Here is a 17,959-nt window from a genome sequence, read left to right on the forward strand (position 1 = left end):
CTCACTTCTGCTGACTCCGGCGGTGATAAGCCTCCCTGATGAGCTCTTCGAGCCGGCCTTTCGGATCGGCCACCACCTTCTCGTCTACCTTGAACTCCGCGCGGTTCAGGAGCTTGACTCCATACTCATAGTCCTTGAGGAGCTCATTGCACACCGCTTCGAAGGGGTGACCTTGCTCCTTGGCCATCTGGCTGATCATTTCGATGGCCTTGTCCGTGAAGGTCACCACCACCCCGGTTGAGGCCAGGAGCCTCTTCTGAACCGCCTTGATGGCATGCTGTCTGAGGAGCTTTTCCAGCTCCTCGCCAGGATTGTCGACCATGGCAGCGGTGACTGTCAGCTTCTTGATGTCCGTTGACGGGAGTTTCTTCTCGAACTTGATCAGGACTCTCTCCATGGCGCTGACCAGACCACGCGCCCCTGTGCGCTCGGCGTAGGCTCGCTCGGCGATCCTGCGCAACGCCTCGTCCTCAAACTCCAGCTCGATGCCATAGGCCACAAAGTCGCGCTTCTTCGCCTGGACGACCACGCTGTTGGGGTTCTTGACAATCCGGTAGAGGTCCTCCACACTGAGGTCATTGAGGCAAACGACCACTGGCAAACGGCCGACAAACTCCGACTCGAAGCCGTACTTGATGAGGTCCTCGGAGCGCACCACCTTGAGAAGCGCTTGCCGGTCGAGGTTCGCCAGGGGTTCGCTCTTTTCGCTCTTGAAGCCGATGGGTTGCTGCTTCAGCCGCTTGCGGATGATGTCTTCCAGCTCGGGAAACGCGCCACTGACCACGAACAAGATGTTCTTGGTGTTGACTTTCTTGCGCGTCACCTTGCCCGTGCGCTGCGCCTCCATAGCGGCCTCCATCTGCGCAGCCAGATCATGCGGTGTCTTGAGGTCTACTTCTGATTCTTCCATCAGCTTGAGCAGGTTGCGCTGCACGCCGGTCCTGGAGACATCCGGGCCGTAGACCGTGCCGCTGGAGGCAATCTTGTCGATTTCGTCCAGATAGATGATCCCGCATTCGGCAAGCCGGATATTGCCATCGGCCTCCCTGACCAAATCGCGCACCAGGTCCTCGACGTCGCCGCCGACGTAACCGGTCTCGCTGAACTTGGTCGCATCGCCCTTCACAAAGGGAACGCCTATCTTCTTGGCAATGAGCTTGACGATGAACGTCTTGCCTACGCCGGTCGGGCCAATCATCAGGACATTGTTCTTGATGTTGCCCACCAACTCACCTGGGCCACCTGGGGACATTTCCAGGCGCATGCGGTTGAAATGCGTGCAAATCTTGGTGGCCAGGACCTCGATGGCCTCGTCCTGATTGACCACATATTGCTTGAGGTATGCCTCGAGTTCCTCAGGTTTGAGGTCAAAGTCGATATTGAGGGGCGGCTCCTCGCGCTGCGTGCGGTCTCCGCCGCTGTCGCCCACCAAGTCCGGTTGCGGCGGAATGATGACCCGGTCGCCGTACTTTCGCTTCAGATAGTCGCTGATGTCCTTCTGAATCTCCCAAGGACTGGGTATCTTCTCATCTGCCATCTCTGCTCAACTCCTTTCCCCCTGTCACACCAAGTGCCATTTCGGCGCAAATGGCCTCATCTGCGTGCCACATTGGCAGCGCGCCGACTGTTCAATTACCCTCTTGCAAAATGTGTTCCACTGTCTCCGGGACTGAAGAATCCTTTACCGTGTGCAGCAGTCGGCATGCTCTGGACTCTGCTCGTCTGCGCGCAAGGCAGGCTTCAGACGAAACCGGCCCCTCAACGCGAGGGCGGCTGTTGGTCAGGGGAGCTTCCTCCTCTGGCCAGCTCAACAAGCATCCAATAGGCTCTTGCGGGGTCCAACTCTTGGGCAAGGAGTTCCTCAGTCTTGCACAGGATCCTGTCCACAAGAGTGGCAAACCGATAGGAGACTCTGTAGTGTTCCAGGACTTCCTGCCCCCGCTTGCTCAGAAGGTCTGCTACGACTCGCGACACGCCCAAGTGGACCAGGAGCAGTGCCGCTGCCCGCCCCACGATTTTGTCGTGAACGACAAGCTCTTCCACTGGGATGGTGTGCTTGTGGAGGAAGCGCTCTAACTCAAACAGCGGATGCAGCCACTTGCGGTCGCTGACGAAGACGAGCCGACCCTCATGAAGAACCTCGAGGCTGTGACGCGAGGGCAGGTCTGCGTGCTTGTCACCGGGCTGCGAGTCAATTCTCTCCTGAGATGCCAAAGTGGCCTTCCTGTGCCGAATCAAGGTTGCGAAGCTGAAGCGAAAGATCCAGTACGGGCGCGGAATGAGTGAGGGCCCCCACGGAGATGTAGTCCACTCCTGTGCGCGCTATCGCAGCGACGTTGTCCAGCGAAACGTTGCCGGAGACCTCCAGCTCCACTCTCCCTCCCACCAGCTGCACGCACTCGGCGATCATCTCAAGGGACATGTTGTCCAACATAATGCGATCCACGCCGGCAGCCACTGCTTCGACGACTTCGTCGGGCGTCGTCGCCTCGACTTCAATCTTGATTGACTGGTCTTTGCGGGTCTGCCGGCACCGCCGAACCCCCTCGCTCAACGAGCCACAGGCACGGATGTGGTTCTCCTTGACGAGGAACATGTCGAAAAGGCCGAACCGGTGATTGTGGCCACCCCCGCAGCGGACGGCGTACTTCTCCAGGGCGCGCAGGCCGGGAGTGGTCTTGCGCGTGTCGAGGATGCGTGCTTTGCTCCCCGCCACCTGCTGCACAAAGCGGGCCGTGAGCGTGGCGATGCCCGAAAGGCGCCCAAGGAAGTTGAGTGCCGTGCGCTCGCCCACCAAGATGCTGGCCACCGGTCCTTCGATGAGTGCGACGGTTGTGCCCTTTGTCACCGGGGAACCGTCGGCGACCAGGCCGCGGTACCTGACCTGTACGTCGACATGTGCGAAGGTCATCTCGGCGACGAACTGCCCGGCAATCACGCCCTCCGCCTTTGCGACTATTGCCGCCTCCCCGAGAAGTTCGCAGGGCACAGTGCTGATGGTGGTGATATCACCATCTCCCACGTCCTCTGCCAAGGCAAGTTCGATGAGTCGCTCTGCCTGGGCGCGCAAGATAGCATCAGCGTCAATCATCTGTCGGCACTCCCCACTGCTTGAGCCTGGTGAAGACCTGGGCACGGATCCTCTCCTCCTCCCCGGCGGGGACACGCAGCAGGTGACTCTTGAAACTTGCCATGAGCTTCTGCACAAACGGGCATTCCCCCATTTGCACCACCGCGATGGTTGGCACGCCAGAGGTCAGGCATGTCCATATTGCTTCCTGGAAAAGGAGGGAATCCCTTTCCATGCAACCTATCTCATCCATCACCACCAGGTCGGCATGACGCTGGGCCCTTTCGACAATCTGGGTGCCGAAGAAGTCGAACACCCCGCTGTCCACAGTGAAAGGGCCACCTCGTGGGGCACGCGACCCGGGCACCCTGCGGGCAAAAAGCATCCTTTCGCCCGTCTGCACGTCGACGATCTCGTATCCCAGCCGATGCCCTGAGGCGCAAACGGCCTTCGTGAAAAAGCCACCCACCGCACAGCGCACATGCGCGAGCACAGAACGTACCAGCGACGTCTTACCCGCCCCCTTTTCCCCGGTCAGCACAATGACCCGAGGGGACGGCCTGTCATGCCGGAATCGTATCGGCAATCTCGGGTCCCTAGAATCAGCAGATGCGGGGGAGTTGCTCGCCCACCAGCATGTCAAGAATGCGGTGCCCGCCGATGGCGGTGCGCAGGAGCACCCTGCCCTGGCTCTCTTTGACGACCTCGCCGATGATAGCGGCTTTGCGCCCAAGCGGGTGAGAATGGAAATATGAGATTGCCTGTTCGGCGTGCGCTGCGGGTACGAAAACTATCATCTTCCCTTCGTTGGCCACGTAGAGGGGGTCAAAGCCCAGCAACTCGCATGCTCCCTTCACCTCATCGGCAACAGGAATGCGCTCTTCCTCGATGACGATCTCCACGCCTGAGGCCTGGGCGATTTCGTTGAGAGTGGTTGCTACTCCGCCCCTGGTCGGGTCGCGCATGGCATGCACCTCCACGCCGCACGCGAACAACCCTTCGACCAAGTGGTTGAGCGGCGCCACATCCGAGTGCAGCGCGCCCTGCAGGCTCAGGCCGGCGCGCGCGGCCATGACTGCCATGCCGTGGTCGCCAATTGTGCCGGTGACGATGACCGCATCGCCGGCTCGGGCGCCGCTGCCGGTAGGTGGCTCTTCCACCAGCAATGTGCCAACGCCGGCTGTGGTGATGAACAGCTTGTCGGCTGCCCCCGCGGCGACCACCTTGGTATCGCCTGCAACAACCGCCACGCCGGCTTCATTGGCTGCCGCCGCCATGGAGGCGAGCACCCGCTGCAGTTCGTCAACGCGCAGGCCCTCCTCGATGATGAAGGCGGCGCTGATGGCCACAGGCCGCGCCCCTTGCGCGCTGAGGTCGTTCACCGTGCCAGAAATGGCCAGCCGCCCGATATCCCCGCCAGGGAAGAAAATGGGCTGCACCACGTAAGAGTCGGTCGTAAGCGCTGCACGAGAGCCAGAAAGTTGGAGCAGGGCGCTGTCGTTCAGTGCCGCCAGAGCCGGGTTGTGAAAGTGCGGCAGAAAGACCTCGCGGATGAGCGCATGGGTGAGCTGTCCGCCGCTGCCATGAGCCAGCCTGATCACCTCATCCATGATTGTGCCCCTCCTCGAGGCGCGCCCCGTATTTGTAGCAGGCGGCGCACGTGCCCTCCGTCGACACCATGCAGGCGCCCACCGGCGTCTCCGGCGTGCAGACCGTCCCAAAGAGGGGGCATTCTCTGGGGTGTATCAACCCGCGCAGCACCTCGCCGCATTGGCAGAGGGGATGCGTGACCGTCTGCTCCGGCTCTACAGCAATGTTGGCCTCAGCATGGTGCGCGGCGTATTCGGCACGAACTGCCAGGCCGCTGCCTAGGATAATGCCGAGCCCCCGCCACTCGGCGTCGCACGGCTGGAACACGCGTTCGAGCAGGGCCAGGGCTCGCGGGTTACCCTCCTCGCGCACCACCCGCGTGTATTGCACCTCGATCGCCGCTCTTCCCTCTGCCACTTGTTCCACCAGCATGAGGATGCCTTGCAGGATGTCCAATGGTTCAAAACCCGCGATCACCCCGGCCATGCCGTGTTTGACCGCCAGAAACTGGTACGGAACTACCCCGATGATGGCGCTCACGTGCGCCGGGAGGATGAAGCCCTTCAGGCCCAGTCGCGCGTCAGCAGTGAGGGCGGCAAGTGCAGGAGGCATGACCTTGTGTGCGGAACTGACGAAGAAGTTAGCTACTCCCTTGGCAGCAGCGAGCTCGATGGCTGCAGCAACAGTGGGGGCAGTGGTCTCGAATCCGACCCCGAGGAAGACGACCTTTCGGCCAGGGTTCTGCATCCCCACATCCACGGCATCCAAGGGCGAGTAGACCACGCGCACGTCAGCCCGCTTGCTCTTCTCTAACTCGAGGCTCGAACTGGAGCCCGGCACCCGCACCATGTCGCCGAATGTGCACAACGTGACGTCCGGCCTGCGCGCCAGGGCGATGGCGCGGTCGATGTAGTCGTTGGGCGTGACGCAGACAGGGCATCCCGGGCCGGATATGAGCACGATGTTCTCCGGCAGGAGCTGCCGTATGCTATTGCGATAGATGGCCATGGTGTGCGTGCCGCACACTTCCATGAGGCGCACCTCCGGGAGGCCACGGGCCACGTCGGCGATACGCCTGGCCAGTCCACGGGCAATGGCGCCATCACGGAACTCTTCTACGAACTTGACACCGCTCACCCGCTTTGCACCCCGAATTCTTGCAGCAGACGAATGGTCTCTTCCGCCTCAGCTTCGTCCAGGACCTGAATGGCGAAACCAGCGTGGACGATGACATAGTCACCCACCTTCACATCCTCGACCAGCTGTAGGCTAATGGACCGTCGGACGCCTGTGATTTCGGCCACAGCCATGTCGCCATCTATCTCTACTACCTTCATCGGCACACCCAAGCACATTGCACGCGCCTCATCTTTCAGTTTCGCATCAGCATCATTTCAACGATCGCCAGCGGCTAACCCCTGCTCTGTCTGGCAGCCACGACGGCCTGTCCCAAGGCGATGCAGCCATCGTTGGCCGGCAAAAGACGGTGCGTCAAGACCTCGAATCCGCGTGCGGCGAGTAACCGTGGCAAGACCGTGGACAGGTAAGCGTTCTGGAAGCAACCGCCACTCAAGGCCACAGTGCGCACGCCCGTCCGCTGGCGCAAGAGATCACAGACCTGTGCCAGCGCGACGCACAACCCGGCATGGAAACGACGGGAGATTACGGCCGCCTTCTCCCCCGTCAACACGTCCTCCACCGCGGCTCGCACCAGCGGGCGGTAGTCGAGCTCGAGCCCGTCTGCGGTGTCGACCACCGCGAGCGCGTAGTGGTCAGCGGGTACGCTCGCCCTCCCCGCGCTCATCTCTTCGGGCCAGGTGTCCTGATACATCGCCATCTCCCACTCCATCGCCGCCTGACCCTCGAAGGAGACTACCCTCCTGCCGCCTGCGATGGCCGCCACACCGTCGAACAAGCGGCCGCAGCTGGTGGTCACTGGCGCATTCACTCCCGCCTTCATCGCCTCGAGCAGAGTGCGGCAAGCAGACTGGGGGACTTCCCGCAGCACAGGGAGCTCGAGCCTTTGCGCTTCCTCGCCAAAAGCATCGTGAAGGTAGGCCAAGGCCATGCGCCACGGCTCGCGAATGGCTCTCTCGCTTCCCGGCATGCGGATTGGCCGCGTATGACCCAGGCGAGCAAAGCGCCCGAGGTCTGCCAGCAAAAACTCGCCGCCCCAGACCGTGCCATCGGTTCCGTAGCCAGTGCCGTCAAGGGCAAGGCCGATTACCGGCCCGGCACAGCGGTTCTCCGCCATGCACGCAGCAATGTGCGCGTGATGATGTTGAACGCCGACCAGCTTCACATTGGGCTGCTCAAGGGCCCAGCGCGTGGACAGGTACCGCGGGTGAAGGTCGTAGCCGATGATTGCCGGCTTCAGCTGGAGAATGCCCTCCAGATGGGCGATGGCCTCTTGGAAAAACTGCATCGTCTCGGCGTTCTCGAGGTCGCCAATGTGTTGGCTGAGAAAAGCGTGGCGCCCGCGCACCAGGCAAACGGTGTTCTTGAGCTCGGCGCCGCACCCAAGCACCGGAGGGCACTCATGATCGAGAATCACCGGCAGGGGCACAAAGCCGCGCGAACGCCGCACGTGCACGGCCCGGCCATCGAGGATGCGGAGCACCGAATCGTCGCTGCGCACCACAATGTCGCGGTCGTGCACCAGGAAGTAGTCGGCAATGCCACGGAGACGGCGCACTGCCTCATCATTCTCCTTGGCGATGGGCTCCTCCGAGAGATTGCCGCTGGTCATGACCAAGGCCAGAAAGTGGCCACGCAACAACAGATGGTGCAGGGGCGTGTAGGGCAGCAGCACGCCGACGAAGGCGTTGCCGGGCGCCACTGCCTCGGCGACGGGACAAGGTTCTCTTTTCCGGAGCAGCACGATGGGCCTTTCCCGCGACTCGAGCAGCTCCTGTTCGGCGCGGCTAACACAGGCGAATTGCTGCACCGCCGCCAGGTCGGGCGACATCACGGCCAGCGGCTTTTCCTCGCGGTGCTTGCGGGCACGCAGCCTGGCCACCGCCTCGTGGTTGGTGGCATCCACCGCTAAGTGAAAGCCTCCCAGTCCCTTGACGGCCACCACGAAGCCGGCCCGCAGCAGTTCCACCGCCGCGCCGAGCACGTCAGAAGCCTCGACCTTGCGACCCTCTGCGTCAAGCAGCCAGAGGCGCGGGCCGCACACGGGACAGGCATTCGGCTGCGCATGAAAGCGCCGGTCCAGCGGGTCGTCGTACTCCCTCTGGCAGTCCGGGCACATGGTGAATGGCGCCATGCTGGTGTTCGGACGGTCATACGGAACATCGCCGGTGATGGTGAAGCGCGGGCCACAGTTGGTGCAGTTGATGAAGGGGTAGCGGTAGCGACGGTCAGCCTGGTCGAAGAGCTCGCGCAGGCAGTCGTCACACGTGGCCACGTCCGGGGAGATGAGCACCGAGCGCTCGATATCCGCTTCGCTGGCTACTATTGCAAAGCGCTCAAAGCTGGTCGGTGGCAGCGGCTGCACGGTCATTTCCGTGATCTTAGCCAACGGGGGCGGCGACTGCCTTATCTGCTCCACGAACGCAGCAAGGTTGCCGTTATCGCCTTGAGCATCGACAAGCACGCCGTGCGCGTCGTTCCGCGCCGTGCCTAAGATATGGTGTTCGCTAGCGAGGCGATAGAGAAAAGGGCGAAACCCTACGCCTTGCACTACGCCCGCAATTCTTATGCGCGCCCGTTGCACTTGTGCCTTCTGACCATCCACCCGTTTGTGCAGAGCTCTGTGCCGCACTCCGTTTCCTGGTACCTTGCGACTATGACCGCCTGCCCTTGCAGACAAGGGCCCCCAGCGCAACCGACATCAGTTTCGCATCGGCAGTATCCGAGCGCGAAGGGATGAGCACCGGAGCCTTCGCGCCCACGATCACATGCGCCAGCCGAAAGCCGGCAAAGTAAGTGGTGCTCTTGGCCAGCATATTGGCCGCCTCGATGCCCGGGCACACCAGAATATCCGCCTTTCCTGCCACCTCCGAGGAGATGCCCTTGATGCGGGCAGCTTCCTCGCTTACGGCATTATCCAGGGCCAACGGGCCATCGACAATGCACCCGTTGATCTGGCCCCTTTCCCACATTTTCGTGATGATCGCCGCATCGACAGTGGACGGCAGCCCTGGAACCACGGTCTCAACCGCCGAGAGGAGCGCCACACGCGGCCTGCTCATGCCGAGCGCATGGGCCACCTCCACGGCGTTCTGAATGATTTCCACTTTCTGATTGATGTCCGGGGCCAGCGTTACGCCACCGTCGGTAATCATGAGCAGCTTGTTGCCCTTGCGACGGGGATCTTCGCATAGAAAGACGTCGCTCAGCAGACGACCGGTGCGCAGCCCTGAGGCGGCGTCCAACACTGCTTTCAGCAAAGTGGCCGTCTTTGTCTTTCCCTTGAGAAGGATGTCGGCTTCCCCTTGGCGAACTGCTGCCACCGCCGCACGCACCGCCTCTCCCTCATCGGCGCAGGGGCGAAGCGCCATGCTCTGGGGAAGGGGCCCGCCGATTTCGTCCCACACTTTGCGGATCTCGGCTTCCGGCCCGTAGAGCAGTGCTTCGGCCAGTCCCACGCGGTCTGCTTCGTACAGCGCCGAGAGCGCCGCCTCGTCCTGCGCTGCAGCGACCGCTACTCTCACCTTACCGGCCGCCTTTGCGGCCTCGAGTAGTTCGTCCAGGGACCTAATTTCTCGTTCCGGCATGCAGCATTTCCCTCTCTAGGTGGTTTCCACAGCCACGCCTCGGTGGATTCTGATCACGGCAACTGCCAACAAGAGACAGTAGCCTATCCAGAGCACCAGCAAGAATGAGCCGGAAAACAGACCGGCCAGCAGTACCGCGCTCAACACCACGGTGAAAGGAGTGAGCGCGTACACTGCCACGGCAAATGCGTCCTTGGGGCGCAGGGGGCCATGCCGCAGGCCGTCCAAGAGGAGCACGTATCCCGCACCCAAAAGAGCGGCGATGGAGCCCACGAGCAGGACAGCCACTACTCCGCCCACGGCGAGCATCGCAATCCCCACCGTCAGCACCTGCTTCAGGAGTGCCGGTGCGTTCTTCGGCGTGATGATGAGCGGCACCGAAGCACGAAGTGAGTCAAAGGCATAGCGGCGGACGCCGTGGCGGCTCTTCACTTCCAGGCCCCTATTGGTCACCAGCACACTGCCAACCGGGAGACTTTCCACTGAGGCAAAAACGCCTGTGGTGTCGATTACCACCTGCGCCCCATTCTCAAGCTCCACCCTGGTCGGCAGCGAGCCCGCAAAAGAGACTCGTTTGCCATCTAAGTGGATTTCTGGAAAGCGCTCGTCGTAGTAGCTCACGTAGCGTTTGGCCACGGCAGTTACTCGGCTGGCAAATGGGATGAGCGTGACGGCAAGCACGGCGCTGCTCAGCACAAGGAGATGCAGAACAACCAAAGGATGTCGCCTGTGCGGCACCGCCGCATAGAACGAAAGGCTGCTCACGCTTCCCAAGAAGTTGCCAAAGAAATTGCTTTTCTCCTTCATCGCCCAGCAGTGTCTGTGCAGTTAGTACTCCAGAGCCTCTTCCTCGCCACGCAGCACGCGCAGCACCCCTGCGACCATGGCCTCCATCTCGAACTCGCCGGCAAGGACCATCACCGGAGCAAGGAATCCGACGCGCTGGGACACCCAGTCCACTAAGAGGCGCGAGTGGGCCAGTCCACCCGTCAGCACCACTGCGTCGACGCTGCCGGCCAGGACGGTGGCCATGGCACCGATTTCCTTGGCAATCTGGTACGCCATTGCCTCGTAGACTTGCCGGGCCATTTCGTCGCCTTCGGCAATGCGCCGCTCAACTTCCTCGGCGGAACTTGTGCCGAGATAAGCCACCAGTCCCCCCTTGCCCATCACCAAGGTGCGCATCTCCTTCTCGGTGTATCGTCCCGAGTAACAGAGGCCGATGAACGGCTGCAGCGGCAAGCCTCCGGTGCGCTCCGGCGAGAAAGGGCCGTCGCTTGAGGCATCGTTGACGTCAACTATCCTTCCCGCTTTGACCGGTGCCACAGAGATGCCGCCGCCAAGGTGGGCAACTACCAGGTTCGTCTCCGCCAGCGATTTGCCCAGCCTTGCGGCGGCGCGGCGCGCGACCTCGTGGATGCTCAGCGCATGCGCCAACGCGCGCCTTTGAATGAGTGGATGTCCGGAGTAGCGCGCGAGCGGCCCGAACTCGTCCACCGACACCGGGTCGGTGACATAGGCCTCGACACCGGCTTGCCGCGCAAAGTCAAAAGCCAGCGCACACCCCAAATTGGCCACATGTTCGCCCTGCAGGTTAGCCTTGGCATCGGTCAGCATCTTCTCGTTCACGCGGTAGGTCCCCCCGGCGACGCTGCGCAAGAGCCCACCCCGCCCGGCAACTGCCGCCAAGGACCGCAATTCCAAGCGCTGCCTGGCAACAAAGTCGGCTATTGCCGCCCGGCGCATCTCAAACTGGTCCCACACATGAGGATGCTTGGCCAGCTCTTCAGGAGGGTGCGTCAAAGTCTCTCGTGCTTCTGCCTGCTCTGCCACGAAAAGCGCCACCTTTGTGCTCGTCGACCCAGGGTTGATGACCAGTATGCGCACGAATCACTCTCCGCTGCTTGCGACTGCCATTGCTGAGCACATCGCCATATCGCAAAGCACACTCGGCCCTGCGCGCTGCCAAGCGCGCCAACACGCACGACCCTGCCGGATCTCGAGCGGCGCAGGCACGCTCACGACCGAGCTCGCGCTCCGGAAAGCTGTGCCCCCAACACGATAACCACTCCGGCAAGACACGCAAGGAAGAGGAAGTACAAGGGCATGGACAACGAGCCGGCGCGAGGGGCAACAAGGAGAGCCGCCAGTCCCACGAGCGCAAGAGCGGCCATGATGATGCTGTTGCGCCGCTCCTTTTTCAGGCGGATGTTCTCCACCGTCAGCTTGCGATGCTCCAGCACGCGCCGAATGACGTTGGTCAGTTTCTCTGGCGGAAAGGGCTTCATGAGGTAGTCGTAAGCCCCTTCGCGCATGGCCTGCACTGCCGTTTCCACGCTGGCGTGGGCGGTGATAATGACCACCGGGAGGTCCGCTTGTGCCTCGCGCAGCTTCTTCTGCAACACGATGCCGTCCATGCCAGGCATGCGAATGTCGATGACGGCAACATCGAACGGGCGCTCCTTGACCACTGCCAGCGCCTTGAGCGCATCATCGGCCGTCTCGACCTCAAACCCTTCGTCCTCAAGCCAAGCGCGGAGCGAGTCGCGCATGACCTGCTCATCATCAACCACGAGTACTTTCGCCTTTTCCATCCTCTTGCCTCCAGCACTGTCTCGCCCACAAGCATCGGCCTGTCCCGCGAAGGCCAAACTCAGTCCAAAGCCTCCTACGCGCGGATCGCGCTCGGCTACCTTGCAAAAAGGAAGTAGGCGGCCAAGAGAAGCACGACCAAGGTTACCAGAGCAGTAATGGCGATGTGCAGCACCTGCTTGCGTTCCTTGCGCAAGCGGATGTTCTCCTCCACAAGCCGACGGTGCTCCACGATGCGCCGGATGAGGTTCGTCAGCTTCTCCGGCGGGAAGGGCTTCATCAGATAGTCGTAGGCCCCTTCCTTCATGGACTGGATGGCGTTCTCCACAGTGGCGTGAGCCGTGATCATCACCACGGGGAGATCCTTGTGCACCTCGTGGAGCTTCTTGAGCAAAGTGACGCCGTCCATGCCGGGCATCTTGATGTCCACCACCGCCACATCCACAGGGTGGTCCCTGACAAAGTTGATGGCGGCGAGCCCTTCGGCCTCGGTGTGGACCTGGAAGCCTTCCTCCTGGAACCACGCGCTAAGGGATTCGCGCATGATCGCCTCGTCATCAACGATAAGCACGCTTGCCTTGTCCATCGCTTCACTCCCATCCTGGTTGCACATCAATTGTGGCCAAGTGCCTCTTCTCTAAGCACGGTCAAACAGGACCACAAGTGCCATCTGCCCTTCGGGCAGAGAGCGGGTTTCGAACCTGCCACCGTAACGCTCCGCCACAATTCTTGCCACCGCCAAGCTGAGCACTGGGGGCGTTGGGCATTGACCAAGAAAGGGCGGCCGCTCGAGGGCGGCGACGATCTCCGGCGCAAGGCCTTCCCCGGCAAAGGAGACGGTCACCTCCACCATCTGCGCCGTAGCTGCAGCTCGCAGGGCAATCGCCCCCTCTCCTCCCAGGTAGCTGCCCGCGAAGTCCAGAAGGTTCTGAATCACCTGCACAAGACTCCAAAATTCTGCGCGGGCTGCGGGAAGGTCATCTGGGATGCCGATTTCCACCTGCAGTTGGCTGAACGCTGGCACGTGGCGCATCACGGTCAGGGCGTGCTCAGCCGCCTCTTGCACGTTGACCGCTTGTGGCTGCGGCCTCCCCTCGGTGACGCACCGCATGGCATTCTCGATGGCGCGCAAAGAGGCCTTTGTCTCGCTCTCCGCAGCGGTGAGGCAGTCCATGAGGTGGCGCCGCTGGTCGGGTTCCAGCGCCACTCCTTCCCGGTACTCTCTCATGCGTTCCAAGGACTGAACCGCTCTCCGCAGGTCGCGGCCACAGTAGCTGACAAAGGCCTCGAAGGCTTGACCCACGTTCAGCAACTGCCGCGAATAGGTGAGCCAAGGGCGCACTTGCTCCCAGTCGGCATTCAGGCGATCGTACTCCATGGCCAGCCGCTGGTGAGTGATAATGTGCCGGATGAGGTTGGGCAGCTTCTCCGGAGGGAAAGGGCTTCATGACATAGTCGTATGCCCCATCCCGCATGCTGCGCACCGCGCTCTCCACCGTAGCATGGGCGGTCATCATCACCACTGGCAGGCGGTCATCCAGCTCACGCAGGCGCCTGAGCAGGGTGAGGCCGTCCATCCCCGGCATTTTGATATCCAGCACGGCAATATCTGGCTTCGCCTGCTCGAAAAGCTCCAGGGCCTGTTCGCCAGATTCTACTGCGCACACGGCAAAGCCCTCGTCTTCCAGCCAAGCGCTGAGGGAATCGCGCACGATAGGCTCGTCATCGACAAGGAGTATGCGGGTCCGATCGCTCAGGTGACTTCCACACCTCGGGTTTCCACTCCGCTCTTGGTCGGCATGAACAGCCTGAAGGTGGTTCCCTTGCCCACGGTGCTCTGCACATCAATGCGCCCGCCGTGCTTGGCCACAATGCTCGACACCACCGACAGTCCAAGCCCGGTTCCCTTCTGGTTCACCTTGGTGGTGAAAAATGGGTCAAAAATCCGCGGCAAGTTTTCCGGCGGTATCCCCACACCTGTGTCCTCAATCTCGATGAGCACATGCTCGTCATGGTCATTTGCCCGGCGTGCGGAGATGCGCAACTCGCCGCCTTCAGGCATCGCCTGGGCAGCGTTGATGATCAGGTTCAGCAGCACCTGTTGCATCTGTTTGCCATCGGCCATGAGGGGGGGAAGCCCTTCCTCATAGCGCTCGACGATGTTGATATTCTGCAGGGCAATCTGGTGCCGAACCAAGAACAGGCTCTTCTTGACGATCTCTTCCACGGCCAAGGGCGTGATCGAGGGCTCGCTGGGCCGGGCAAACTCCAGCAGGTTTCTCACGATGTCCGAGCAACGAATGGTCTCGTGCTCCATGGTTTGCAAGTACTGGCGCAACTTGGCCAGGTCATCCCGCGGCACCTGGTCCGCAGAGAGCTTCTTTTGGATCAACTTCAGGTAGGTCAATACCCCTGCCAGGGGATTGTTGATCTCGTGCGCCACGCCCGCAGCTAACTCGCCCATCGAAGCCAAGCGCGCCGAGCGAATCAACCGCTCCTGGGCTTCGATGATCTCGCGGTTCATTCTCTCCAGCCTGTCAATCAGGTACGGCAAACACATCTCCAGCTCGGCCAACCCCTGGAACACGGCGACGGCCTTTTCCCGGCAGCTATTGTAGCCGCACGCGCCGCAGTTCAACTCGTCTTCCGGTCGAACTTTGGTGATTTTGGCCAGGATCTCCCTGATCTGCGCTTCGCTGGGCACCGGGCGGAGCTGGTTGTCGCTGGTCAAGCCGCGACTCAGCGGCACGGAGCGCAGCTCTTGGTATTGCCTTTCGCTGGAGGCCGCATCCAACTCTGCCAGACGATTGCGCGCGTATCGGGCGACGATGTCTTTGCGAATGAACACGGAGAGCTCGTTATCCATCTTGGGGCCGGCAATGCAGCCACGACAGAACAGGAGGTCCAGAAAGCGCGCCTCTACCTTGCCCTCCTCCACCTTGTCCAGAATCTCGATCACGCGCTCTGGCCCTTCGGTGACGATGATGTCGTTGTCCAAGACATCCGCTTCGAGGGCCGCAGTCCTCAGCAAGCCGCCCGAGACCGGGAAAATACGGCCCACCCGCGGATGCGGGGGATCGAAGCTGCTCTCCTCCTCGGCCGCCAAGTCGATGCCCGCCTCGTTCAGCATCTCCTTGAGTTCTTGATAGGTCAGCACCTCGTCGATGACCCCGCCTACTTTGGGATCCACCTTTTCTTTCTTCTTGGCAATGCACGGGCCGATGAACACCAGATGGCTGTCCGGATCGTACTTGGCCTTGATTGCCCGGCCCGTCGCAATCATGGGAGAGACAATGGGCGCCATGTGCAGAAGAAGCGCCGGGTGGTACTTCTGGATGAACTCGACAATAGCCGGACAGGGCGTGCTGATAATGGTAGTCATCGAGCTCTGCCGGAACAGACGCGCGTACTCGCTGGCAATCATGTCCGCGCCGACTGCCACTTCGACGACCTTTGCGAAACCCAACTTCTTGAGGGCCGCGACCAATTGCCCTGGCCGATGATCAGGAAAAGCCGCCGGGAACGAAGGCGCCAGCAGCGCGTAGACCAAACGGCCGTTGGCCAGAAGCTCGCGCGTGTGTTCAATGCCGCTCTCGATCCTCTTAGCCTTCTGCGCGCACACGAGGACGCAGTTGCCGCAGCCGATGCACCGCTCCTTGATGACCTCAGCCTGGCCCTCGACGATCTTGATGGCACGCGCGGGGCAATTGCGCACACAGGAGTAGCAGCGCTTGCACTTGTCACGAATTGTCTGGACGACCGGCATAGGGGCCCGTTCTTACCTTCACCGTCGGGACAAATGTACTAAAACTTGGGCGAAATTGCAACCAAACAAAAATCGGATGCACTCCGTGGCTGCCCAAGGGTGCATCCGACCTTCGCGCGCGCATGCTGACAAACTGAACCTCCCCCTCACTTGCTGCCGATCATCGGGATATCCAGCTCCTCGAGGCTGGGAAAGTCGGTGAGTACCTTGCGTGCGACCTTTTTCGGGGCCAGTCCCAGCGCCACCGCCACGCCGTAGAGAATCGCCTCTGGCCGCGGGGGACAACCGGGCACGTAGAAGTCCACGGGGATTACCTTACCTACACCACCGTAGATGTTGTAACTATCATAGAACACGTCACCGCCGCAGGCGCAAGAGCCTATGGCGAACACCAATTTCGGATTCGGGGTGGCGTCGTACAATCGCCGCAAAGAAGGGGCAATCTGGCGATTCACCGAGCCGGTCACCAGCAGGACATCGGCGTGCCGCGGCGACCCCACCAACTTGATGCCGAAGCGCTCGGCGTCATAGTACGGCGTGAGCACGTTGATAATCTCAATGTCACAGCCGTTGCATGCCGAGGCATTGGTGTGATAAACCCACAACGCCTTGGGGAACGCTTTCAGACAAAGTTTGCGCAACATTCGGTCACCTCGGAAAGTGGGTACTCTAACCGGTCATGGGGTAGCCACACCCCTAGCCCAAATGGCGAGGACCGCGCGCGTGGCCGAGTCCAACGCCGGATGGAGGATGTGCGGATAGACACCAATCAAGATGCACAACAGGGCCAATACCACGATGCTGAACCGCATACCGAAGGGGACCTCGCGGAACTCACTTTGCTCTGACGCCCCCTCGACATTCTGTGGTTTCCGCCAGAACACGCGATAGGCGGCCCACACCAGGCAGGCCAGCGTGAGTAGACCAGTGAAGATAGAAATCGCCATTGCCCAATAGAGCCGCTCCTCGCCTATTGCCAAAAAGATGGTGAACTTGCTAACAAAGCCGTTGAACGGCGGCAACCCGCCCAAGGAAAGCGCGCCCACAAAGAAACAGAACGCGGTGATGGGCATCTTCTTGGCCAGTCCTCCCAGGCGCGAGATGCGGCGCACACCCCCGGTCGCGTACATTACCGCCCCCACGCTCATGAAGAGCAGGGCCTTGACGATCGTATGGTTGACCACGTGGAACAACCCCCCGTAAATGCCCACGTATGTGCCCAAGCCCAGGCCTTCGAACACGTAGCTGATCTGACTGACACTGGAAAAGGCCAGCATGCGCTTCAGATCGTCTTGGACCAAGGCCATGAAGATGCCGATCAACATGCTCGCCGAGCTCAGGATGGCGATGAACACGATGACCGCATGGTAGGTGGGCGCAAAAATCGTGACGGTGCGCGATAGGGCGTAGGCGCCGAGCTTGATGATCAGGCCGGAGAGCAGCGCACTGACCGGCGTAGGCGCCTCCGAGTGTGCGTCAGGAAGCCAGGCGTGGAACGGCACCAGACCGGCCTTGGTGGCAAAGCCCGCGGTCATAAACGCCACAGCAATGAGAGCGATGTTCTTGGGAATACGGGGAGCCACCATCCCGATCTCGGTGAGGCGCAGCGCGTGAATGCCCTCCGGCCGGAACTGGACAGCAGCGGCGAAAATCAGCACCATGCCGAAGAGAGCGAACGTCATGCCCACCACTACCAACAACACGTACTTGTAACCAGCTTCCAGGGACGCTCTGCTCCGGTAGAAGGCCACCAACAAGGCCGTAGCCAATGTCGAGCCTTCCATCGCCACAAACAGCATGAGCATGTTGTTGGTGGTCACCGTCCACATCATGGTGCCGGTGAAAAGGAGGACGAGGGAATAGTAGAGGGCCAGGCGGCCTTCCGAAAAGGCCCCCTTCGCCTGCTCCTTGGCCATGTAGCGGCCCGACTGGATGGTGATGAGCGTCACCATAAACGCCACCAGCAGGCTCATCAGCGCGCTCAAACCGTCGACGCTTATCGCCTCCCCAACGGCAACCACCCTGTGGCCAGACCAGACTGTGGCCGCCAATCGCACCGCAAGGGCGAGCTCCACCACCAGAATCGCCAGAGCCAGGGAATGGCGCGGCACGCGCACCTTGCCCAGACTGAGCAGGGCGGTGAACACGGCACCGACAATGGGCAGGACAACGAGAACCAGGGGCAGCGCCGACGATACCGTTTCCGACATGGGTTAC

Annotated in this window: 17 protein-coding genes; all 17 read right to left on the reverse strand. The window is 61.4% G+C overall.

The window, feature by feature from the left end:
* Position 1: 1 nt before the first annotated feature.
* The 17 genes from NUW13_00525 to NUW13_00605 all read right to left on the reverse strand — a co-directional run bounded on the left by NUW13_00525 (position 2) and on the right by NUW13_00605 (position 17,952).
* Positions 2–1,537, reverse strand: coding sequence for an AAA family ATPase (locus NUW13_00525; protein ID MCR4437512.1), 1,536 nt, complete (start codon positions 1,535–1,537; stop codon positions 2–4).
* A gap of 221 nt (positions 1,538–1,758) precedes the next feature.
* Positions 1,759–2,214 (reverse strand): DUF1893 domain-containing protein, encoded by a 456-nt coding sequence (locus NUW13_00530; protein MCR4437513.1) that lies wholly within the window; start codon positions 2,212–2,214, stop codon positions 1,759–1,761.
* Entirely contained in the window at positions 2,192–3,091 is a 900-nt protein-coding gene (gene nadC / locus NUW13_00535; GenBank protein MCR4437514.1) for a carboxylating nicotinate-nucleotide diphosphorylase, read from the reverse strand. Before nadC ends, NUW13_00530 begins: the two co-directional genes overlap by 23 nt.
* The gene (locus NUW13_00540; GenBank protein MCR4437515.1) at positions 3,084–3,656 is read right to left on the reverse strand and encodes a nucleoside-triphosphatase; all 573 of its coding nucleotides are present in this window, start codon (positions 3,654–3,656) and stop codon (positions 3,084–3,086) included. Before NUW13_00540 ends, nadC begins: the two co-directional genes overlap by 8 nt.
* Positions 3,657–3,672: 16 nt before the next feature.
* Positions 3,673–4,680, reverse strand: coding sequence for a hydrogenase expression/formation protein HypE (gene hypE / locus NUW13_00545; GenBank protein MCR4437516.1), 1,008 nt, complete (start codon positions 4,678–4,680; stop codon positions 3,673–3,675).
* Positions 4,673–5,797, reverse strand: a complete 1,125-nt coding sequence (gene hypD, locus NUW13_00550) for a hydrogenase formation protein HypD (GenBank protein ID MCR4437517.1) — start codon at positions 5,795–5,797, stop codon at positions 4,673–4,675. Before hypD ends, hypE begins: the two co-directional genes overlap by 8 nt.
* Positions 5,794–6,015 (reverse strand): HypC/HybG/HupF family hydrogenase formation chaperone, encoded by a 222-nt coding sequence (locus tag NUW13_00555; protein ID MCR4437518.1) that lies wholly within the window; start codon positions 6,013–6,015, stop codon positions 5,794–5,796. The genes hypD and NUW13_00555 overlap by 4 nt, the downstream gene beginning before the upstream one ends.
* A gap of 56 nt (positions 6,016–6,071) precedes the next feature.
* Complete coding sequence (gene hypF, locus NUW13_00560) at positions 6,072–8,429, reverse strand: carbamoyltransferase HypF (GenBank protein MCR4437519.1); 2,358 nt, start codon at positions 8,427–8,429, stop codon at positions 6,072–6,074.
* A 22-nt stretch (positions 8,430–8,451) separates the two neighbouring features.
* Positions 8,452–9,384, reverse strand: coding sequence for a bifunctional enoyl-CoA hydratase/phosphate acetyltransferase (locus tag NUW13_00565; protein ID MCR4437520.1), 933 nt, complete (start codon positions 9,382–9,384; stop codon positions 8,452–8,454).
* A 15-nt stretch (positions 9,385–9,399) separates the two neighbouring features.
* Complete coding sequence (locus tag NUW13_00570) at positions 9,400–10,191, reverse strand: DUF1189 family protein (protein MCR4437521.1); 792 nt, start codon at positions 10,189–10,191, stop codon at positions 9,400–9,402.
* A gap of 21 nt (positions 10,192–10,212) precedes the next feature.
* Entirely contained in the window at positions 10,213–11,271 is a 1,059-nt protein-coding gene (buk, locus tag NUW13_00575; GenBank protein MCR4437522.1) for a butyrate kinase, read from the reverse strand.
* A 131-nt stretch (positions 11,272–11,402) separates the two neighbouring features.
* Positions 11,403–11,978, reverse strand: a complete 576-nt coding sequence (locus NUW13_00580; protein MCR4437523.1) for a response regulator — start codon at positions 11,976–11,978, stop codon at positions 11,403–11,405.
* Between the two features lie 95 nt (positions 11,979–12,073).
* A complete protein-coding gene (locus NUW13_00585) occupies positions 12,074–12,562 on the reverse strand; it encodes a response regulator (protein MCR4437524.1) in 489 nt (162 codons plus the stop codon).
* Positions 12,563–12,613: 51 nt separating this feature from the next.
* On the reverse strand, positions 12,614–13,354 hold the full coding sequence (locus NUW13_00590; GenBank protein ID MCR4437525.1) for a hypothetical protein: 741 nt from the start codon (positions 13,352–13,354) through the stop codon (positions 12,614–12,616).
* A gap of 375 nt (positions 13,355–13,729) precedes the next feature.
* The gene (locus NUW13_00595) at positions 13,730–15,742 is read right to left on the reverse strand and encodes an ATP-binding protein (protein MCR4437526.1); all 2,013 of its coding nucleotides are present in this window, start codon (positions 15,740–15,742) and stop codon (positions 13,730–13,732) included.
* Positions 15,743–15,888: 146 nt separating this feature from the next.
* Positions 15,889–16,386 (reverse strand): NADH-quinone oxidoreductase subunit B family protein, encoded by a 498-nt coding sequence (locus NUW13_00600; protein MCR4437527.1) that lies wholly within the window; start codon positions 16,384–16,386, stop codon positions 15,889–15,891.
* 33 nt (positions 16,387–16,419) lie between these two features.
* Positions 16,420–17,952: an oxidoreductase gene (locus tag NUW13_00605; GenBank protein ID MCR4437528.1), complete on the reverse strand. Its 1,533-nt coding sequence runs from the start codon at positions 17,950–17,952 to the stop codon at positions 16,420–16,422.
* Positions 17,953–17,959 lie beyond the last annotated feature (7 nt).

The sequence above is a fragment of the candidate division KSB1 bacterium genome (assembly GCA_024655945.1).
In the GTDB taxonomy this organism is placed as follows: Bacteria; Zhuqueibacterota; Zhuqueibacteria; order JANLFK01; family Oleimicrobiaceae; genus Oleimicrobium.

Coding starts and splice junctions, on each gene's coding strand:
- NUW13_00525 (MCR4437512.1), bottom strand. CDS start 1,537: ATGGCAGATGAGAAGATACCCAGTCCTTGGGAGATTCAGAAGGACATC.
- nadC (MCR4437514.1), bottom strand. CDS start 3,091: ATGATTGACGCTGATGCTATCTTGCGCGCCCAGGCAGAGCGACTCATC.
- hypE (MCR4437516.1), bottom strand. CDS start 4,680: ATGGATGAGGTGATCAGGCTGGCTCATGGCAGCGGCGGACAGCTCACC.
- NUW13_00555 (MCR4437518.1), bottom strand. CDS start 6,015: ATGTGCTTGGGTGTGCCGATGAAGGTAGTAGAGATAGATGGCGACATG.
- NUW13_00565 (MCR4437520.1), bottom strand. CDS start 9,384: ATGCCGGAACGAGAAATTAGGTCCCTGGACGAACTACTCGAGGCCGCA.
- NUW13_00570 (MCR4437521.1), bottom strand. CDS start 10,191: ATGAAGGAGAAAAGCAATTTCTTTGGCAACTTCTTGGGAAGCGTGAGC.
- NUW13_00580 (MCR4437523.1), bottom strand. CDS start 11,978: ATGGAAAAGGCGAAAGTACTCGTGGTTGATGATGAGCAGGTCATGCGC.
- NUW13_00585 (MCR4437524.1), bottom strand. CDS start 12,562: ATGGACAAGGCAAGCGTGCTTATCGTTGATGACGAGGCGATCATGCGC.
- NUW13_00590 (MCR4437525.1), bottom strand. CDS start 13,354: ATGGAGTACGATCGCCTGAATGCCGACTGGGAGCAAGTGCGCCCTTGG.
- NUW13_00595 (MCR4437526.1), bottom strand. CDS start 15,742: ATGCCGGTCGTCCAGACAATTCGTGACAAGTGCAAGCGCTGCTACTCC.
- NUW13_00600 (MCR4437527.1), bottom strand. CDS start 16,386: ATGTTGCGCAAACTTTGTCTGAAAGCGTTCCCCAAGGCGTTGTGGGTT.
- NUW13_00605 (MCR4437528.1), bottom strand. CDS start 17,952: ATGTCGGAAACGGTATCGTCGGCGCTGCCCCTGGTTCTCGTTGTCCTG.